This is a genomic window from Ruegeria sp. CG3 (assembly GCF_056537205.1).
In genome coordinates this window covers 75,921-96,249 of sequence record NZ_JBQFRC010000004.1, presented here as the reverse complement: position 1 = coordinate 96,249, position 20,329 = coordinate 75,921, and the positions used below count along the sequence as shown (strand labels likewise).

Here is a 20,329-nt window from a genome sequence, read left to right as displayed (position 1 = left end):
GGATCACGAAGGTTTCGGCCATTCGATTGGATCCAGCCGGAAGTATTTGGACAGCTGCCCATAGAATTCGGGCGCAGTATCCCTGAGGGCCTCGGGACGTTCGAAGAACAGCTCGACAGTGACGGCAAAGAACTCCTCGTGTCCGGTGGCGCCATAGGGGTCGATCACCGTGCGCCGGCCAGTTTCAACGGCGTGCAGATGCGCGTCGTACGCGGCCAGAAAAACACACTCCCACTCGGCATAGCTTTGACCCTTGGCCAGAACTGGCACACCGTTGGTGCCGCCGGACAGATCATCCAGCTGATGCGCGAATTCGTGGAACACGACGTTGTGTCCGTCATGATCGTTTGCCGCGCCCTGCCGGCTGTGCGCCCAGGACAGGATCACCGGCCCCCGATCCCAGCTTTCGCCGGTTCGGATGATCTCTTGTTCGGTCACGACATAGCCACTGTGCCGCTGTTGGCGGGACTTGAAGGCGTTTGGATAGATCAGGACCGTCGTCAGGTTGTCGTACCATTGGTCCGAGTTGACGACCAGAAGGCAGGCTTGTGCTGCGATCGACAGACGCATCTCGTCCGTGACCTCCAGCCCGTCGCAGCCGATGAAATCGACCTGATTCAGGAACAGGTTGATCTTGCCTTCCAAAGTGGCGCGCAGCTTGGCAGGCAGCCGCTCGAGGATCGGCACCGTCGCGTGGATGGTCCGCCGCTCCTCATCGCTCAGCGGTGTTTGCAACAGCTCGGCCCTGGCCCTGGACTTCGACCAGAAATACCAGGCCAACAGACCGGCGATTGTCGCAACAAGGCTCAGAAAAAGCACCATGTGGCGACGGTATCTCTATTGCCCCACCTCGGAAAGCCTATTCATTCGGTCGAGGGCTGCGTGAAGTCCACCAGCCAAGGCCGTTCGACATCCATGCCCTGATACAGCGCATGCAGCAGCAGATGTGCCGTCACCGGGTCGGGGGCAAGGGGGCGTCGGTCCAGTCGCCCCTCCTTGACCGCCGTATCGGCGTCGAAGATCACCGCATCCTCTTTGATGGTGGTCACCACACGAAGCTGGGCAAGCGTTTCGGGGTCGACCGCGGTCGGGTCATCCGAAAGGATAACGAAATCGGCCAGTTTGCCCACCTCGATCGATCCCTTCTGGTCTTCCTCGAAATGCTGCCATGCCGGCCAGATCGTCATCGCCTTGAGCGCCGTCATCACATCGACCCGTTGATGCGGGCCCAGGATGTCGCCAGATCGGGTGCGCCGGGTGACCGTCGCGGCCAGAACCCGCATGCTGTCGGGAAACGCCACGGGCGCGTCGTGATGCGTACCGAACATCATGCCGCGTTCTGTCACCCAGCCGGTGGGCGAGATGTTGTCGGCATTGACCGGCCCGACCGTGTGGTCGCGGTGCCAATCGCCCCAGTAGAAGGTGTGCATCGGAAACAGCGAGGGGAACACGCCCAATCGTTTGAGGCTGGCCACCTGATCCTCGCGCAGGAACTGACCGTGCACCAGAACCGGCCGGTTGCCCGGATCGCCGTAGGTCAGCTGCGCCTCGTCGATGGCAGCGATCAGCATGTCCGTGGCCCCCTCGCCATTGGAGTGGGTCAGGATCTGGTGGCCGTTCTCGAAACACCAGTTCACCGCATCCTGCAACTGTTCGCGCGTGATGGCGGCGTATCCGGCATAGCCGGGCGGGTAATCCCCGACCGGATCGTAGTAGGGCCGATCCCGCAGTGCGGTAAATCCTTGCGGCGAACCGTCGATTGTCAGCTTGCACCCGCCGACTCGCACCCGGTCGGCATAGGTGCGCGAGGCGTCCGACGCGATGAAGTCGCGCGATTCCAGAACGTCGGGAAAGGCCACGACGTCGATGGGAAGGTCGCCGTCCGCGGCCACCCGGCGCAGGGCCTGAACCGCCGCGCCCGAGGTGCGCCCTTCTTGCGCGGTGGTGTAGCCAAAGCGCGCCCACATCCGGCTGCCGGCGCGCGCGAAAGTCTGCAGCCCGTCTTCCCCGACACTGCCGAGCAGGGGCACCAGGGCGCCGAAGAATGCGTACTCCTCCAGCACGCCGTTCGGCTCACCGGCCTCGTCTCTTCGGATCACGCCTCCGGGCGGGTTCTCGGTTTCTGCGGTGATCCCGGCCAATTCAAGCGCCTTGGAATTGCCCACCCCCAGATGGCCCGATTGGTGGATGATCATGATCGGAACGTCGCGCGATACCGCGTCCAGTTCGGAACGGGTAGGGTGGCGCAGTTCGGCCAGTTGTGCATTGTCATAGCCAAAGCCGATGATCATCCCCATCGCTTCGACCGTGTCACCATTGGCCTCGGCCCACGCGGACAACGCCGCCTGCAGGCTGGCAATGTCGGTGACCTTGCCATCCGGTGGGGCCAGCAGGTTCGCCGACAAGGCTTGCAAACCGCCCATGACCACGTGGCCGTGGCTGTCGACAAAACCGGGCAGCATTGCGCGCCCGTCCAGATCAAAGATCGTCGTGTCGTCGCCCTGGTGGCTGCGCATCTTGGCCAGTTCACCTACCGCGATGATCCGCCCATCCTTGACTGCGACCGCCTGTACCGTGGGCCTGGCGTCATCGATCGTCTGTATCGGACCACCGGTATAGATCGTGTCCGCGATCTGTTGGGCCAAAGCCATGTTGCCGAGGGTCAGACCGGCAGCAACGCTCACGGCAGACTGGGACAAAAGACGCATTCCGAACCTCCAGCAGCATATGGCAATGCGCTGGAGTCTAGCACGAAGTTGGCGTCCGGCCCGTGCAATGTTGAATTGCTGATCCGACGTCGGCGTTTACTTGAGCGCGCGCGCCAGGAATTGCCGTGTGGCGTCCTGCTGCGGGTGGTCGAACAGCTGCTCGGGCGGGCCTTCCTCGACGATGCGGCCGTTCTGCAGGAAACACACCTTGTCTGCGGCCTGCCGGGCAAAGCCCATCTCGTGCGTGGCCATCACCATCGTCATGCCCTGCTGTTTGAGCATCAGCAGCACGTCCAGAACCTCGCCCACCAATTGCGGGTCCAGAGCCGAGGTAATCTCATCGAACAACATCACCTCGGGCTGCATGGCCAGGGCGCGCACGATGGCGACGCGCTGCTGCTGTCCACCAGATAGTTGGTCGGGATAGTTGTGCATCCGGTCGGCAAGCCCGAAGCGTTCGAACATCTCTTCGATCTGGGGCAGCAGCTCGGCGCGCGTGCGGCCGCGCACGCGGCGCGGCGCCAGCATCACGTTGTCCAGCGCCGTCATGTGCGGGAACAGGTTGAAGCTCTGGAACACGATGCCGATGCGCGCGCGCACCGATTGCGGATCCAGACCCGGCACCGAAATGTCGACCCCGTCCAGCAGGATCTCACCATCCTCGATCGGCTCGAGCAGGTTGATGCAGCGCAGAACGGTGGATTTGCCCGCCCCGGAGGCGCCGATCAGGCAGACCATCTGCCCCTGGTCCACGGTCAGGTCGATGCCGTCGCAGACGGTGCGGTCGCCAAAGCGTTTGACGACGTTGCGCAGGTTCAGTTTCGACATCAACGCCGCTCCCGCATCTGCTTGGCCATAAGGTGGTCGGCGTAGCGCGTCGCCGGGATGGTCACGATCAGGAAGATGATCGCCGCGCCCACGTAAGGCGTGAAATTCGCCAGCAGCGATTTGAACACGCCCGCCTGGCGGAAGATCTCGACCGGGCCGATGAAACTGAGCAGCGACACGTCCTTTTGCAGCGCGATCAGCATGTTCATCTGCGACGGCACGACGTTGCGGACGGCCTGCGGCAGTACCACGTCGCGCATCACCTGGCCTTCGGTCAGGCCCAGCGACAGGGCGGCGGCGCGTTGGCTGTGATGCACGCTGTCGATGCCCGAGCGGAAAATCTCGGCCACATAGGCCGAATAGGTCAGGATCAACGCCAGCGACCCCCAGATATAGGGTGAGTTCCACGGTCGGGTCAGGCCCAGCCCGGGAATGCCGAAGCCGATCAGATAGACGGTCAAGATCACAGGCACGCCGCGGAAGATGTCGGTGAAGGCAGCGCCGAAGATGCGCAACGGGAACAGCGCGGGCGATTTGGTGTCGCGGGCCAGCGCGATCAGCAGCCCCAGCACCGCGATCGCGGGCGCCGACCAGGCAAAGATCATCACGTTGATCTTGAAGGCTTCGAGCAGCTTCGGGAAGGTCTTGACCAAAACCTCGCCGTTGAAAAAGCTCTGCTGGACCTTTGCCCAGCCCGGCGCCAGCGGCACCAGCACGATCAGCGCCACGACGACCAGAGCGGTGCTGGTCGCGGCGATCCGGATCGACCGCCGCCGCTGCTGCGCCTCAAAAAGTTCGCGGCGGGTCGGGCCCGCCGTTCTGTTTCGTATCATGTCACTTGATCAGCGGAACGCCCGTCGTGTCCTGCAGCCATTTGGCCTCGATCTCGGCCAGCTTGCCGCTTTCGGTCAGCGCGGCGATGGCTGCATCCAAGCAGGATTTCAGCGGGTTGCCTTCCTCCATCAACATGCCGAACTGGTCGGGGTTGTCGCCTTGATCGGCCGGGAACTGGCCGATGACCTTGGACCCTTCGATCATCACCGCGCTCAGGAACAGGGCGGTAGGCAGGTCGAACAGCGCGGCGTCGATCTGGTTGGCGGTCATGGCCGCGTTCACATCGGCATTGTCGCCATAGAGCAGCGGGTCGGCATCCGGCTGGATCACGCTGGCCAGTTTCGGCACGGCGGTGGTCGACCCGACCGCGCCCCATTGCAGGCCCTTCAGCGCCTCGAGCGTGGGCGGGGTATCAACGGCGTTTGCGCTGACCAGAACCGCCATCGGTGCGGTGTAGTAGGGGGCCGAGAAATCAACGACCTGATCGCGTTCGGGCGTGATCGAGTATTGCTGGATGTTCACGTCGAAATTCTTGGCGCCGGGCTGGATCGCCTCGTCAAAGGACGACCGGACCCAGACCACGTCATCCGCGGCAAAGCCCATCTCTTCGGCTACGGCATATGCGACGGCGGCTTCAAAGCCCTGGCCGGACTCGGGCGCGTCGTCCATCACCCACGGGTAATAGGCCGGGTTTCCGGTGGCCGCGGTGAACTTGCCCTCGGTCAGGGTCTTGCCCGCGGCGCAATGCCCGTCCGCGAGGGCCGAAGTTGCGGTGAACGCAAGGGTTGCGGCCGCGATCGAAAGCATCTTGGACATGAGTCTGGGTCTCCTGTTGGGAATGTCGGGCCCACGGTAGTGTTGCCCGCCGACCCTGTCCAGTTGGTCGCGGTCTATGCCAGACACCGCATGAAGTTCAAGCCGTCACGCGGGTGGAATGTTGTGGTTCACCCGGAACAGGTTGCCGGGATCGTACCGCCCTTTGATGCGCGACAGCTGCGTGGCATTGGCCCCGTAGGCGCCGGACAGATGATCGGCCTCGTCCGCTGGCATGAAATTGACATAGGCACTGCCGGTTGCATGCGGCGTCATGCGGTCATAGAGCGCGCGTGCCCAGGCGATGCAGGTGTCATCCTTGGCCGGATCTTCCCAACGGGTGTGCACGTTCATGATGAAATGGGCCGAGCGTTGCGGATAGGCTGTCGCCGCAGCCTCGACCCGGGCCATCGCACCGCCGACATGGGCAATGAATACCTCGCAGGACGGATCCGGAAGGGTCGAGATACTGTCCAGAAGCCCTGCGATTGCATCCGCGGGCAAGGCATCAAAATCGTGACTTTTCCAATAGTTTCGCGCGCCGGGGGTCAGCAGGGGGTCAAAAGCGGCCTGCCAGTCGACGAAGGCGTGCGGCGAGATTACGTCCATGATCGGGTCCCCGAGGGCGCGCAGCGGCTCCATCGCGGCTTCGCCGTTTTCGATGGGACCTGCATAGCAGGCGGCAAAGATCAGCACCTCGCGCCCGTGCCAGTCTTCGGGAAGGAAGGGCAGGGGAGGGGCCTTGCGCATCACCGTCCAGACCGTCAACTCGTCAGGCGCAGTGTCAGCGATCCGCGCGTATTCGGGCAGCAGAGCGGGGCCCTGCTCGATCGGATGCACCACAAGGCCGGACAACACCTGCGGCCCCAGCGGGTGCAGGCGGAACTCGAACGAGGTGACCACGCCGAAATTGCCGCCACCGCCGCGAATGGCCCAGAACAGGTCCGGGTGGCTGTTTTCCGATGCGGTCACGATCGAGCCATCGGCCAGCACCACCTCGGCCGAGATCAGGTTGTCGATGGTCATGCCGAACTTGCGCGTGGTCCAGCCAAAGCCGCCGCCCAGGGTCAACCCCGCGATCCCGGTGGTCGAGTTGATGCCCGTCGGAACCACCAACCCGTGCGCCTGCGTCTCTCGGTCCACGTCACCCAACACCGCGCCCGGCGCCACACGCGCGGTGCGCGCTTTCGGGTCGACATGCACCGATTTCATCTGCGACAGGTCCAGCATCACCGCATCATCGGCCACGGCATGTCCGGCGATCTGGTGCCCGCCCGAGCGGACGGACATGATCAGCCCTGCCTCGCGCACGAAATTCACGGCCCTTTGCACATCGCTGGCCCCGAGCGCCCGGATCACAAAGCCGGGTTTGCGATCGACGATGCTGTTCCAGGTGGTGCGGGCACTATCGTATTCGGGGCTGCCGGGAAGAAAGACGGATCCACGCAGCGACGCGTCCAAAGCGTCCAGCGCGTCTTGGTCCACGGATTTGGTGCTGCCGTTCAGCGTTATCAGGTCAAACATGATCAGTCCTCCAGATCAGGTGGACAGGTTTCCTGCGGTGCTGCCTCGGGCAAAGGGTTGCGCGCCCCATTCGAGCGAAGGGCGCGCAATGCAAATTGGGTCGTTTCAGGCGAAGATACCGGGATCAATCCGATCAACTGGCGTGATGACATCAGCCGGAATGTTCAGACGCTTGGCCGCCTTGCGCAGGCTTTCCGCGTCCGGCGCCTCGTATAGACAATAGGTTTTTCGCTTGTCCGCGCTCAGGAACGAGAAAATCCACTCGATTCCTTCTTCGTCGTTGATTTCCTTGATCTTTACCTTGTCATCGTCGCCAAGCTCAAGCTGTTCGGCGAAGTTCCGTTCGATGATGTACCTTGGCATTATGCACCCCCCTGCGCATGTGCTCGGAGTCTAAGACGCGGATCCTTCAAGTTTTGACCTAAGGGAAACCATACCCAATTCCCGGGCAGTTGCCAACGCTTCGGCCTCAAGCGAAAGGGCCGAGCGCAGATCCTGAGCGCGACCGCGACGGCGAAGAGCCCAGGCGCGCGCGGCTTTGCTGTGGGCGATCCACGGCGGCGCGGCCATCGCTGTGTCCAATTGGATCGCGGTTTCGAACAGCTCGTCGGCGGTGTCCCAATCACCCAACGCGGCGGCCAGCGCTCCCAGCCGCCGGGCCGCGGATCCGGTGCAGACGGTTGTCGCGCCGGCCGTGATCGTCAGGTCCCGGTAGGGCAGCAGCTTGTCGATCAGCGTTTGGGCATGGTGCGTGTTCTCGACCGCGACGCAGATATCCGCCAGATAGGACAGCGTGGTCGAGTACATCGCGTCCTGAGGCAGGTCAAAACCGGTGTCCGCGATCTCATTGAGAATACGCTCGGCGGGCTCGCGAAACCCCAGTTCGGCGGCTATCAGGCCGAATCCGGGTTTCCAGCTGGTTTCGCCGGGGCTGTCGGACATGAGCCGCTTGATCACAGGGGCCACTTCATGCAACCGGGCCTGCTCGCGCCGGATGGTGAACATCTGAACGCCGTAGACACCCTCGACATGGGCGCCGTGTGTCTGCCGCCCGATTTTGACGGCTTCGCTCGCATAGGTCTCGGCGCGTTCAAAATCGCCATCCAGGATGGCCACCATTGCACGGGCATGGATCTGGACCCAGTACAGCTGTCGGTGGTTGTCCTTGTCCGAGATCTCGGTCAGCAGTTTCAACGAGGTGTCGACCAACTGGCGGTCCGCCATTTCGGCACCGACAAACAGGCTCAGGGTACGGTCGCGACCCTGATCGATGTTTCCAAGCTTTTCCGCCACTTCGTGCATGGATTCGAGGTTCTTGCGCCAGTTCAGCCGATCTTCGCCCTGGCGCGCCACGAAGGGAGCGCCGAAGCGGGTCATCATGACGGCGAACCGGGATTTGTGATCGCCCAGCCGGGCGGCCAGTTCCATGCATTGCTGGCCATATTTAGTGCCCTCGGCAAAGTCGCCGATGAACATGTAGGCGCGGGCGATCTGGGCCATCAGACGACACCGCCGAACCTCATCTGTCGGCGGCAGACTGTCCAATGCCTCGAAGCACAGGCTGATCGCCTGGCCGTGCCGTTGACCGGCCATCATGCATGAATCGGCGAAGTGATGCGCCGCGTCGGCAGCAAGGTCCGTCCGGCCTGAGTGCCGGGCGGCGTCCGAGGCTTCCTTCAGTTTGGCGATTCCTTCCGGCAACCTGCCTGCGCTGTCGTAGCTTCGCCCAAGCAGCAGGTTTCCAACGATCGTCTGAGGGCTTTTTCCGTCGCCGAGTTTTTGCGCGGCCTTCAGGGTTTCCGTCGCATTGGCCAGGGCTTCCTGGCTGGCCGACCGTGACAGGGCCATTTCTGTCGCCGCGCGCCACCGGTCATAGGCGGCAGCCCAGTCTTCGGCCTCGGTCAGGTGCCGGGCGGCCAACTCGGGGCGTCGTTCAATCTCGGCCGACCGCAACTCCATCAGCGCGCGGGCGACATTGGCGTGTTGGGCCTTGCGCGTGCTGCTGAGCATGGACTGATAGGCGGTGTCCCTGATCAATGCATGGCGGAATACATAGTGCCCTTTGTGGTGCCCGCTTTCAAAGACCAGTCCAGCGCGACACAGCTCAGCCAGACAAGTGCCGAGCTCTGCCGGGGCTTCCGGCATCGACGCGGCAAGCAGAGCCGGTTCGAACTCGCGCCCGATAACCGACGCGGCAAGAGCCGTTTGTTTGGCGTCGGGCGATACGGCGTCCAACCGGGCCATCAACGCTCCGCTCAGGGACGAGGGCACGTTCACACCGACCCCGCCGGTTTCGTGTATGGCGCGGGTCAGTTCCTCGACAAAAAGCGGCACGCCGTCGGTTTTGTCGACAATCAGGTCGACCAATTCCGGATCCGGATCGCGTCCCGAGACACGTTGCACCAGATGGGCGACCTGCTCGGCATCAAGCCGCCCCAGATGCAGGGTTTGCACATGGCTGTCCCCTTCGGTCTTCTGCATTTCCCAGCCGGGGCGATGCGTGATCACGATCAGAAGGGGAAGGTCGACGCACAACGCTTTGAAACGATCCAGCAACACGTGGGTCGAGGCGTCGATCCAATGGGCATCCTCGACAAACAGGATGACCGGACGTTGGACGGCCCGGGCCTTTACCGTGGTGATCAGCGCTTGGATCGTCAGGTCTCGCTGTTCCTGGGGCGACAGTTGCAGGACCTGCTGGGCCAAGGTGCTGCGTGGGGCGACCAAAGCGGCGAAGGCAGGAAGAACAAGGTCCAGATCCAGTCCTTGCCGCTGGGCCAGCATGTCGTGAACACTCTCCTGCACCCTGTCGTCGTCAAAATCCGGGTCGACGCCCGCATCCTGAGAAATCCGTTCGGCAACCGGGTGAAACGGGCTGCTGGTCAGATAGGGTGAGCAGTTCAGTCTGATGATGTCGGCCTTTTGGACCACACTTTCGTCCTGCAGAAACTCCTCGATCAGGCGCGACTTGCCGATTCCCGCTTCGCCTGACAGCAGGACCACTTCGCCTTTGCCGTCCTGCGCGTGTTTCCAGGATTGCAGAAGGATGCCCTTTTCAAAACTGCGGCCGATCAGGAACCCGTGGGCACCGTCCCCGCGAACCGCGTGAAACCGGCTTTCGGCGCTGCGCTCAGCCAAGACCTGAACCAGGTCGTGCGCGGCATCGAAGCCTTTCAGGGGCACACTGCCCAAGGATGAAACCTCGAACACGCCATCCAACGACCCTGTCAGGTCTGTACGGGGCATGACGACGGCGTTTGCCGGGGCTTTTTCCTGCAACCTGGCGGCCAAGTTCAACACCGGTCCGGTCATGGCGCCTTCTTCGAACGAGTTTTCACCGATCGCGTCACCGACAACCACGTCGCCGCTGGCGATGCCGATGCGCACGGCGAGCGGGGTTCCGTTGGGCGTCGTCATCTGCCGGACCCTTCGAACGGCTTCGAGACCAGCTTTGACGGCCCGAATGGCGTGATCCTCATAGGCGCGGGGCCACCCGAAAAAGACCAACAGCCCGTCGCCAAGGTATTTTGCGACATATCCTCCATACCGGCTGACAGCACCTGCAACGGAATCCTGGTATCGCTGCAACAGGATCCGCATGTCTTCGGGGTCGATCCGGTTGGTCAATTCGGTCGAGCCGACGAGGTCGGCAAAAAAGACCGTCAGATGGCGCCGCTCGGCCGGAGCTCGCGACGGTTGCCCATCCGTGTCGGGCCGTATTTCGGCTGCGGCTGCTGCGATGTCAGATGTTGGCTGCTCGGGCGTTTGTTCATCAGACAGGACGCGGGCGGCAGCCAGAATGACCTTGCGGTGCCCGAGGCTGATCCCAAGCTCTCGGAGATCGTCATTCGTCAGCAGAGGCAATACGCGTGCATCAACGTCATTCTCCGCAAATGTCTCTGCGTATTGGCCCAGACCCAGATCGTTCAGCCATGTTTTGACCGTGAACCCCATTGACGGATCATGCGTGGTTGCAATTCGTCAATCAAGCGTCAGGAGAAAACTTAACATAATCATGATTACGCGGGTAAAAATCAGAACTCATTCTGCTGCGTAGGTGATCCGGTCAGGCGCGGTCAGTCTTTGCCAAGCGTCATATTGCGACAGGAACACCTGCCCATTCAATTCATCGAGGAAATGCGACTGCTTCAGGCGGTCCATGACCGGGCCTTTGACCTCGCTCAGGTGCAGCCCGGCACCCATGTCGCGCAGGCGGTGGTTGATCGCCTCAAGGCTTTCGAGCGCCGAGAAGTCGACCTCGTTCACCGCCGAGAACATCAGAACCACGTTGCGGATCTCGCAGCCCTCGGTCACGCGCGACTGGATCAGATCCTCAAGGAAGCGGGCATTCACGAAGTATAGGCTTTCATCCACCCGCAGCGTGACCAGTGTGGGGTCGGTCTGGACCTTGTGGCGCAGGATGTTGCGGAAGTGCTGAGTGCCCGGCACCAGCCCCAGTTCGGCCACATGTGGACGTGAAGTCTTGTAAAGATGCAGAAGGATCGAGATTGCCACGCCGCTGGCAACACCCGCTTCGACACCGGCCATCAGGGTCAGGACGATTGTGGCGGCGACAGCGGTGAAATCGGCCCGTGAATAGCCCCAGGTCTTTTTGAGGATTGAAAAATCCACCAGGCTAAGCACCGCCACGATGATCGTCGCGGCCAGCGTCGCCTTGGGCAAGAAATAGACCAGCGGGGTCAGGAAAAGCGCGGCAATCGCCAGCCCTATGGCGGTGAAGGCACCGGCCGCCGGGGTCTCGGCGCCCGCGTCGAAGTTCACCACCGAGCGCGAGAAGCCGCCGGTGACCGGAAAGCCTCCGGTGAACGCAGCGCCCAGATTGGCCGCGCCCAGGCCGATCAGTTCCTGGTTGGGGTCGACGCGCTGGCGTTTTTTGGCCGCCAGCGTCTGCGCGACCGAGATGCTTTCGACAAAGCCGATGATCGAGATCAGGATGGCGGGTACCAGCAGCGCACCGATCAGGTCCGAGGACAGCCCCGGCAGGGTCAGAGGCGGCAGGCTTTGGGGCACCTCGCCCACGATCTGGACGCCGCGCGCGTCCAGCCCGAAGGCCCAGACCAACACGGTCGTGACCACCACCGCCGCCACCGGCCCGGCCTTGGTCAGCACATCCGCAAGCAGCGGCGGTACGCCCATGCGCCGCAGCGCGGGTTTGAGGTTCTTGCGCACCCAGAAAAGGAACGCCGTGGCCAGTGCGCCGATCACCACGGTAATCCCGCTGGTCTGGTCCAGATGCGCAAGGATCGAGCCCAGCATCTCGGGCAAAGTATGCCCATGCGCGCTGACCCCTAGGATATGTTTCAGCTGGCTGGTGGCGATCAAGATGCCCGAGGCGGTGATGAAGCCTGCGATCACCGGATGAGACAGGAAGTTGGCCAGAAAGCCCAGCCGCAACACGCCCAGCAGCACAAGGAACCCGCTCGACAGAAAGGCCAGCGTCAGCGCCGCCACCGCATAGCCTGCGGTGCCCTGCTCGGCCACCTGCCCCACGGCCGATGCGGTCAGCAGCGACACCACCGCCGCCGGACCCACCGCCAGCGCCCGGCTGGTGCCGAAGATCGCATAGAGGATGATCGGCACGATCGAGGCATAGATACCCGCCTCGGGCGGCAGCCCCGCCAGCAGCGCATAGGCCAGCGATTGTGGGATCAGCATGATCGTCACGATCACCGCGGCGATCAGGTCATTGGACAGCGCCGCCCGGTCATACCGGCGGCCCCAATCCAGAATTGGCAAGTATCGCAACAGGTTGTGCATCGGTTCCACGTTCAAGAGGGCACAGGGCGGGTGTTGGATGGCGCAGGGCAAGAAGCCCTAGCGACCTATTCGGCCGCCACGTTCAGCGACTCGGGCTTGGCCATCCATTCCTTGCCCTTCAGCATCGCCGACCAATAGACCGGCGGCAGCAGCTTTTCCTTGAGGACCCAGGCCGCGCGGCTGGGTTTGGTGCCGTCGATCAGGAACTTTGGGAAGCTGGGTTTCAGAACACCGCCATAGCCGAACTCGGCCAGCACGATCTTGCCGCGTTCCACCGTCAGCGGGCAAGAGCCGTAACCGTCATAGGCCGCCACCGGGCCATGGCCCTCGATGTCGGCCACGATGTTGTCGGCCACCACCGGCGCCTGCTTGCGCGCGGCGGCCGCGGTTTTCGCGTTCGGCGCGTTCATCACGTCGCCCAGCGACCAGATGTTGTCAAAGCTCTTGTGGCGCAGCGTGGACTGATCCACATCGACCCAACCCGCCGCATCCGCCAGCGGCGACACCCGGATGAAGTCCGGCGCCACCTGCGGCGGGCAGACATGCATCATGTCGAACTCGACCGTCACCTGCTCGGGCTGCTCGTCGGGCTTGGCGACCTTGAACGTGGCGGTTTTCGCCGCCCCGTCCACCGCCACCAGATTGTGGAAGAAGTTCAGCGTGGCGTCGTATTTCCTGACGTACTCCATCAGCGCCGGGACATAGTCCTTGACCCCGAACAGCACCCCGCCCGCGTTCATGAACTGGATGTCGATGTCCTTCAAAACCCCGCGCCGAACCCACGCATCGCCCGACAGATACATCGCCTTCTGCGGCGCGCCCGCACATTTGATCGGCATCGGCGGTTGGGTGAACAGCGCCCGACCCGACTTCAGCGCCTCGACCAGCTGCCAAGTATAAGGCGCCAGGTCATAGCGATAGTTCGAGGTCACGCCGTTGCGGCCCAGCGTTTCCTCCAGCCCCTCGACCGCACCCCAGTCCAGCTTGAGCCCCGGGGTCACCACCAGCCGGTCGTATTTGACCACCCGGCAGCCATCCAGAATGACGGCGTTGTTTTGCGGCTCGAACGCGGCCACGGCGGCCTTGATCCATTTGACCCCGCGCGGGATCAGCGCGCCCATGGTCTTGGCCGTCTTTTCCGGCGTGAACACGCCGCCGCCCACCAGGGTCCAGCCGGGTTGATAATAGTGCACGTCGGACGGGTCGATGATGGCAATCGACAGGTCGGATTTACGCGCATGCAGGCTGGCGGCGGTGGCGATGCCCCCTGCCCCGCCGCCCACGATCACCACGTCAAAGGACGCGTCGCCGGTGTCGGTGGGCGTCTTGCCGCCATTGGCAATGCGGCGGGCCACGCCGCTCATGTCATATCCGGCAGCCTTGGTCGCGGTCAGGATGTCAGGCAAGGCTCGGCCCTGCGCGGCCTCGTGCAGCGACCACAGCGTCGCCGAGCGCGTGCCCGTCCGGCAATAGGCCAGGATCGGACCTGGCAGTTCGGTCAGGGCGTGACCGAAGGCCTGCGCGTCCTCATCCCGGACCAGGCCGGTCTGGACGGGAACGTACCGGGCTTCGATGCCAAGCTTTTCTGCAGCGGCCTCGATTTCCTCGAATGTCGGTTGGTCGGACCCTTCACCGTCGGGGCGATTGCAGATGATGGCGCGGAAGCCCGCGGCCTTGATCGCCGGGATATCGGCAAGCGTTACCTGTGGCGACACCGAGAGTGCGCCCGAAATCTTTCGGATTTCCATTGTTGTCTCCTGCGGTCAGATCTTGTTGACCGGAACCTTGAGCATCTGGTTGCCGTCCTTGTCGGTCGGGATGTCACCCGCCCGAATATTGACCTGGATCGACGGGATGATCAGGGTCGGCATCGCCAGCGTCGCGTCACGCTCGGTGCGCATCTTGATGAACTCGTCCCGCGACTTTCCGCCGCCCACATGAATGTTGTGCGCCTTTTCCTCGGCCACCGTGGTTTCCCAGCGGATGTCGCGGCCGTTGGGGCCGTAATCGTGGCACATGAACAGGCGGGTTTCGTCCGGCAGGCTCAGAACTTTCTGGATCGAGTCATAAAGCGTTCCCGCATCTCCGCCCGGAAAGTCGGCTCGGGCCGAACCACCATCGGGCATGAACAGCGTGTCACCCACAAAGGCCGCATCGCCCATCACATGCACCATGCAGGCCGGTGTATGGCCCGGCGTGTGCATGGTGAAGGCGGTCATGTTGCCGATCTTGTAGGTCATGCCATCGGTGAACAGTGCATCGAACTGGCTGCCGTCACGCTGGAACTCGGTGCCTTCGTTGAAGATCTTGCCGAAGACCTCCTGCACGATCTTGATGTTCTCGCCAATGCCGATCTTGCCGCCCAGCTTCTGCTGGATGTAGGGCGCCGCCGAAAGGTGATCGGCATGGGCGTGGGTCTCGATGATCCACTCCAGTTTCAGGCCCTGCTTTTCGATCTCGGCGATCAGCAGGTCGGCATGTTCGAATGTGATCCGGCCAGCGGCATAGTCGATGTCCATCACGCTGTCGATGATCGCGCAGGCGTTGGATGTCGGGTCCGAAACGATGTAGCTGATCGTCGCCGTGGCCTCGTCGTAGAAGCCCTGAACCTTGGGTTTGACGCTCAGATCAACCGGATATGCGGAAATTGGTGTCGCGATTGCGTCAGCCATTTTCTGGTTGTGGGTGTCGATTGCCTTTTGGTCGGTCATGATCGTGCCTCCTCTCTGACGCTCAGGCCTTGGCCGAACGTGTAATCAATGGTTGCCCTTGCAGAATGCGCGCCAGGGCCAGCCCGGCGGCGACCGCGCCCAGAAACAGCAGAACCTCCCACCGTCCGGTGCCCAGGGCCGGAATTGCCGCGCCCGGGCAGAATCCTGCGATGCCCCAGCCCACGCCAAACAAGGCTGAGCCGCCGACAAGCTTCATGTCGATGTGCTTTGCGCCCGGAATCTGGAACCGGTCCGCATAAAGCGGCGCGGCGCGTCGCCATACCAGGCGATAGCCGATGAATGTCACCACCAGCGCACCGCCCATTACGAAGGCAAGGCTGGGGTCCCAGGTTCCGGCCAGATCGAAGAAGTTCAACACCTTGGCCGGGTTCATCATGCCCGAGATCGCGATGCCTGTTCCGAAGACAAGGCCGGTCAGGAACGTATGGAACAGTTTCATTGCCTCACCCTCCGAATACGTGGCGGATCACGAAAACCGTGATGGCGGCAGTTGCCATGAAGGTCGGAACGGCGACCAGGGACCGGGTCGACAACCGCGACATGCCGCATACTCCGTGACCCGAGGTGCACCCCGAGCCGAGGCTGGCGCCCAGACCGACGATGACGCCGCCGACCACGATCATCAGCGGGCTGATCGGCACCTCGATGGCCGGCATGGAGCCGGTCAGCACGTAGATCAGACCCGGCGCAACGATCATTCCGGCAACAAGCGCCAGCCGCCAGGAAAACTCGGACCCGCTGTCAGGAAAGACCAGACCGGACATGATCCCGGTGGCACCCATGATGCGGCCGAGGCCCAACATCAACAACACTGCGCCCAAGCCTATCAGCAGGCCGCCGCCAAAGGATGCAAAAGGCGTGAATACGGTTTCCATATTATCTGGTCCTGCAGGTTTTGATGCCCAAAAGCGTGTACACCGGGCAGAATTTCATGGTCGCGGTCAACAGCATGATGATGCCGACGATCACAGCGCCATATCTGAAAAGGGGTGCGGCGAACAGGGCCAGCCCGCTGAAGATTGCCAGGTACAGCAGTACCAACCCAAGAGCTGCGCGCAGCGTGCGGTCGATCGTTCCGACGTTGTTGGTCATATCGCCCTCCATATTCAGGTTTCTGAATGGCATATATGACGCCAGGAGCGTCTCTTCAGTGACAATGTCACGAATGCCGAAAAGATTCCCGAAAAATCAGGTGCTGTGGGCCAAAGCCTGCAAAGCCGTTGTGTCGGTGAGCGTAATCTTGCCCCGAGATTGCGAAACCAACTCGCGTTTCTGGAAGTCGTGCAGCACCCGCGAGACAACCTCACGCGCGGTTCCCAGTTCGCTGGCCAGTTGTTGGTGTGTCGCTTGCACCTCGTTCGCGGAATCGGCCAATGCAAGCAGACGTTCCGCCAGCCGGACATCGATCCGGCCGAAGGCGACGTCATCGACCACGCGCAGAAGGTCGATCAATCGGCGGGAATAGGCCTGGAACACGAAATCGCGAAACGCGTCCTCTTCCGCGGCAAGGCGGTCGAAGGCAGGCTTGGGCAGGACGATCGCGGTGACATCTGTTTCAGCAATGCCTTCGGCGTTATAGGCCTCTTCGGCCAGCATGCATGCCGTGGTCAGCACGCAGCTTTCGCCGGCTTCGACCCGATACAAGACGATTTCGCGCCCCGTATCCGAGCTTTGTGAAACGCGGATCCGGCCTTCGTACAGAAACATGAGGCTGTCCGGCACATTGTCGGGCCCGAACACCTGGGCCCCGTTCGGGAACTTCACGATCCGCGCGGCCGCGCGCAACCGGGCGCGTACCGCATCGGGCAGGTGGCTGGTTCCGTGGAACCGCTGGGTCCAGTCAGTGATTGTCATGTGGCTGCTTGCATGGGTGGCCCAAAGCCCTCTTAGATCATTACGGTTCTGCCGTCTTTCGCCCGGCCTAGACGATACGTTCGTAACAACGCGTCCTGTGCACCTGCCGCATGGCCTAGGACAGAACCGTGGTCGCGATCAAGGGAAAGCGCCCGAAGGTGCCTCGGGTCTATCCTGTCAGTCGCGACCCAGATCCTTGAGGATCGGACAATCCGGGCGGTCATCTCCGGCGCATTCCTGGATCAGGTGCGACAGTGTTTCGCGCATGGCTTTCAAACCTTCGATCTTGGCATCGATCTCTTCGAGGTTCTGTTTGGCGATCCGCTTGACGTCCGCGCTGGCGCGGTGCTTGTCCTCGTACAGCGCCAGAAGCGAGCGGCAGTCTTCGATGGTGAACCCCAGCGACCGCGCGCGCCCGATGAACGCCAGCTTGTGCAGTTCTTTCTCGTCGAAATGGCGGTATCCATTGGTCGAGCGTCTGGGTTTGATGAAACCGATATCCTCATAATACCGGATGGTCTTGGCCGGCAAACCCGAGCGTTCGGCGACGTCCCCGATGTTCATGGCGGCTCCTTTCCTATTCGGCGGGTGTGGGTGCGTGTGCAATGGTCTGCGGTTTGCGGTCGGATCCGCTCGGCGGCCGGGCCGCCTTGACCCAACGCAGCCGCAATGCGTTTGACAAGACGAACACGCTGGACAGCGCCATGGCGCCAGCCGCCAAAACCGGGGACAGCAAGGGTCCGCCAAAGGGATAGAGAACTCCCGCGGCCACCGGGATCAGCAGCGTGTTGTAGCCAAAGGCCCAGAACAGGTTCTGCCGGATATTGCGCATGGTGCGCTGGCTGATATCGAAGGCGTTGACCACGCCGATCAGATCGCCCGACATCAGCACCACGTCTGCGGCCTCGATCGCAACGTCGGTCCCGGTGCCGATGGCAATGCCGACATCCGCGGCCGCCAGCGCCGGAGCGTCGTTGATCCCATCACCGACAAAAGCCAACTTGCCGCCGTTCACGCGCAGGTTTTCCAGTGCAGCGACTTTGCCTTCGGGCAGGACTTCGGCGACGACTGTGTCGATCCCAAGCTGTGCTGCGATGGCATCGGCCGTCGCCCTGTTGTCGCCCGTGATCATCGCCACTTTGAGCCCCAGCGCGTGCAAGGCTTCGATGGCCTCCGGTGTGCTGGGCTTGATCGGGTCGGCCACCGCGATTGCGGCGGCAGCGGTTCCGTCGATTGCGGCGTAGAGCGGTGTTCTGCCTTTGGCGGCCAGCGACGCGCCGTGATCTGACAGCGCACTGATGTCGATGCCTTCGCGCTCCATCAGACGATCGGCACCGATGAGGATGCTGTGCCCTTCGATGACCGCTTGAACCCCATAGCCGGTGATCGACTTGAAATCCTCGGGCTTCGGCAGATTCAGGCCGCGTGTCTCGGCCGCGCGCACGATGGCGGTGGCGATCGGATGTTCCGAAGTGGCCTCGACGGCTGCGACCAGGCGCAGGACGGTGTCCTCATCCAGCCCTTGGGCAACCACAAGATCAGTCAGTTCCGGGCGGCCTTCCGTCAGGGTGCCGGTCTTGTCCACCGCTACAACAGTGGTTTCCTGCAACATCTGCAGCGCGTCGCCCTTGCGGAACAGAACGCCCATTTCCGCAGCGCGCCCCGTGCCCACCATGATCGATGTCGGCGTAGCCAGACCCATTGCGCAGGGGCAGGCAATGATAAGCACCGCGACCCCGGCAACCAGAGCCATGCTGAGTGCCGGGTCCGGTCCGAACAGCAACCAAACAAGGACTGTCACGACCGCCACCGCGATCACCGCGGGAACAAACCAAAGGGTGATACGGTCAACCAAGCCCTGAATGGGCAGCTTCGCGCCCTGAGCCTGTTCGACCATCTGAATGATCTGCGCCAGCATCGTATCCGCTCCGATCTTTTCGGCGCGGACGGTCAACGCTCCGGTACCGTTCACGGTGCCACCTACGACAGTTGCGTCAGAGGATTTCTCGACCGGAACCGGCTCACCCGTGATCATGCTTTCGTCGACATACGAAGTGCCGCTCAGAACTGAGCCATCGACCGGGATCTTTTCACCGGGACGCACATGAACCAGATCGCCCACTGCGATCTGATCAATGGGCAGTTCGACAATGCAGTTCTCCCGTTCGACCCGCGCGGTTTTGGCCTGCAGGCCGACCAGCTTGCGGATCGCCTCGCCGGTGCGGCCTTTGGCGCGTGCCTCAAGGAAGCGGCCCAGCAAGATCAGAACCACGATGACCGCGGCCGCCTCGTAATAGACATTGGCGGTGCCGGCCGGAAGGATTTCGGGCGCAAAGGTCGAGATCAGCGAGAACCCGTATGCCGCCGACGTGCCCAAAGCGACCAGCGAATTCATGTCTGGCGCGCCTTTGGCAAGTGCTGGAAAGCCCTTGGTGTAGAATTGAAGACCGGGCCCGAACAGGACCAATGTCGTCAAGACGAACTGAATGTAGTGGCTGGCTTGCAGGCCGATGGTGCTTGCAATCAGGTGATGCATGCCGGGAATGACATGCGCGCCCATCTCAAGGATGAAAACCGGCAAGGCGAGGATTGCCGCAAACCCCGTTCGCAGTGCCAGTTTGCGGATTTCGTCAGCTTTGCGATCCTGCGCCGCTGTCTGAGCCGAGTTGCGTGGCGTCGCCGGGTACCCGGCCGCGTTGGCCAGTGCAGCAATCGCTTCGGGTGTCGTGGCGCCCGTTGCAAACTGGACGGTCGCGCTTTCCGAGGCGAGGTTGACCGACGCCGTCAGCACCCCCTGCCCGGCAAGCAAAGCCTTCTCGACCCGGCCGACGCATGAAGCACAGCTCATGCCCTGGATGTTGAGCGTGACGGTCTCGGTCACGGCTGGATAGCCCGCCGCCTCCATCGCCTGTGCGATGGATTTGACATCAGCCGGAGCATGGAAATCCACCTGGACGCTCTCATTCGTCAGGTTTACGGCAGCCGAGTCGACACCCGGAACCGCGCTGAGCGCACGCTCAACCCGGGCCACGCAAGACGCGCAACTCATCCCCTGAACCTGAAATTTGGCATGTGAAATATTGGCCATGTCGTCACCACGATTATCCGGTCGACCCTGTACATAAGGGTTCCAGCAAGTGGAAGGTCAAGGCCCTCTGCGGAATATCCCTGCACACCAAGCAAACCATCCCGTCAGGGCAAGAGCAGTTGCGGCTGTGCTCCGTCGGCAACAGGGCAACGATGGATGGCGACGGATCC

The 20,329-nt window shown here is 62.5% G+C and carries 17 protein-coding genes; all 17 read right to left on the bottom strand.

The window, feature by feature from the left end; all coding sequences use genetic code 11:
* Positions 1–3: 3 nt before the first annotated feature.
* Entirely contained in the window at positions 4–822 is an 819-nt protein-coding gene (locus tag ACR0NB_RS16110) for a M90 family metallopeptidase (RefSeq protein WP_480776224.1), read from the bottom strand.
* 41 nt (positions 823–863) lie between these two features.
* Positions 864–2,708, bottom strand: a complete 1,845-nt coding sequence (locus ACR0NB_RS16105; protein ID WP_480776223.1) for an amidohydrolase — start codon at positions 2,706–2,708, stop codon at positions 864–866.
* Between the two features lie 96 nt (positions 2,709–2,804).
* The gene (locus tag ACR0NB_RS16100; RefSeq protein WP_170439718.1) at positions 2,805–3,536 is read right to left on the bottom strand and encodes an amino acid ABC transporter ATP-binding protein; all 732 of its coding nucleotides are present in this window, start codon (positions 3,534–3,536) and stop codon (positions 2,805–2,807) included.
* On the bottom strand, positions 3,536–4,369 hold the full coding sequence (locus ACR0NB_RS16095; protein ID WP_480776222.1) for an amino acid ABC transporter permease: 834 nt from the start codon (positions 4,367–4,369) through the stop codon (positions 3,536–3,538). Before ACR0NB_RS16095 ends, ACR0NB_RS16100 begins: the two co-directional genes overlap by 1 nt.
* Before the next feature lies 1 nt (position 4,370).
* The gene (locus tag ACR0NB_RS16090) at positions 4,371–5,186 is read right to left on the bottom strand and encodes an ABC transporter substrate-binding protein (protein WP_480776221.1); all 816 of its coding nucleotides are present in this window, start codon (positions 5,184–5,186) and stop codon (positions 4,371–4,373) included.
* Positions 5,187–5,291: 105 nt separating this feature from the next.
* Complete coding sequence (locus ACR0NB_RS16085; protein WP_480776220.1) at positions 5,292–6,707, bottom strand: FAD-binding oxidoreductase; 1,416 nt, start codon at positions 6,705–6,707, stop codon at positions 5,292–5,294.
* A gap of 105 nt (positions 6,708–6,812) precedes the next feature.
* Positions 6,813–7,070 (bottom strand): DUF4242 domain-containing protein, encoded by a 258-nt coding sequence (locus ACR0NB_RS16080; protein WP_093963294.1) that lies wholly within the window; start codon positions 7,068–7,070, stop codon positions 6,813–6,815.
* A 30-nt stretch (positions 7,071–7,100) separates the two neighbouring features.
* Complete coding sequence (locus ACR0NB_RS16075; RefSeq protein WP_480776219.1) at positions 7,101–10,661, bottom strand: adenylate/guanylate cyclase domain-containing protein; 3,561 nt, start codon at positions 10,659–10,661, stop codon at positions 7,101–7,103.
* An 87-nt stretch (positions 10,662–10,748) separates the two neighbouring features.
* The gene (locus tag ACR0NB_RS16070; RefSeq protein ID WP_480776218.1) at positions 10,749–12,485 is read right to left on the bottom strand and encodes a SulP family inorganic anion transporter; all 1,737 of its coding nucleotides are present in this window, start codon (positions 12,483–12,485) and stop codon (positions 10,749–10,751) included.
* 65 nt (positions 12,486–12,550) lie between these two features.
* Entirely contained in the window at positions 12,551–14,233 is a 1,683-nt protein-coding gene (locus tag ACR0NB_RS16065) for a bifunctional protein tyrosine phosphatase family protein/NAD(P)/FAD-dependent oxidoreductase (RefSeq protein WP_480776217.1), read from the bottom strand.
* Positions 14,234–14,248: 15 nt separating this feature from the next.
* The gene (locus ACR0NB_RS16060; protein WP_170341794.1) at positions 14,249–15,133 is read right to left on the bottom strand and encodes an MBL fold metallo-hydrolase; all 885 of its coding nucleotides are present in this window, start codon (positions 15,131–15,133) and stop codon (positions 14,249–14,251) included.
* A gap of 85 nt (positions 15,134–15,218) precedes the next feature.
* Complete coding sequence (locus tag ACR0NB_RS16055) at positions 15,219–15,656, bottom strand: DUF6691 family protein (protein WP_093963297.1); 438 nt, start codon at positions 15,654–15,656, stop codon at positions 15,219–15,221.
* Between the two features lie 4 nt (positions 15,657–15,660).
* Positions 15,661–16,092, bottom strand: a complete 432-nt coding sequence (locus ACR0NB_RS16050) for a YeeE/YedE family protein (RefSeq protein ID WP_480776216.1) — start codon at positions 16,090–16,092, stop codon at positions 15,661–15,663.
* A 1-nt stretch (position 16,093) separates the two neighbouring features.
* A complete protein-coding gene (locus ACR0NB_RS16045; RefSeq protein WP_480776215.1) occupies positions 16,094–16,309 on the bottom strand; it encodes a YgaP family membrane protein in 216 nt (71 codons plus the stop codon).
* Positions 16,310–16,405: 96 nt separating this feature from the next.
* Positions 16,406–17,071, bottom strand: a complete 666-nt coding sequence (locus ACR0NB_RS16040) for a Crp/Fnr family transcriptional regulator (RefSeq protein WP_170341623.1) — start codon at positions 17,069–17,071, stop codon at positions 16,406–16,408.
* A 177-nt stretch (positions 17,072–17,248) separates the two neighbouring features.
* On the bottom strand, positions 17,249–17,635 hold the full coding sequence (gene cueR / locus ACR0NB_RS16035; protein WP_093963300.1) for a Cu(I)-responsive transcriptional regulator: 387 nt from the start codon (positions 17,633–17,635) through the stop codon (positions 17,249–17,251).
* 13 nt (positions 17,636–17,648) lie between these two features.
* Positions 17,649–20,159 (bottom strand): heavy metal translocating P-type ATPase, encoded by a 2,511-nt coding sequence (locus ACR0NB_RS16030; RefSeq protein ID WP_480776214.1) that lies wholly within the window; start codon positions 20,157–20,159, stop codon positions 17,649–17,651.
* Between the last annotated feature and the right edge of the window lie 170 nt (positions 20,160–20,329).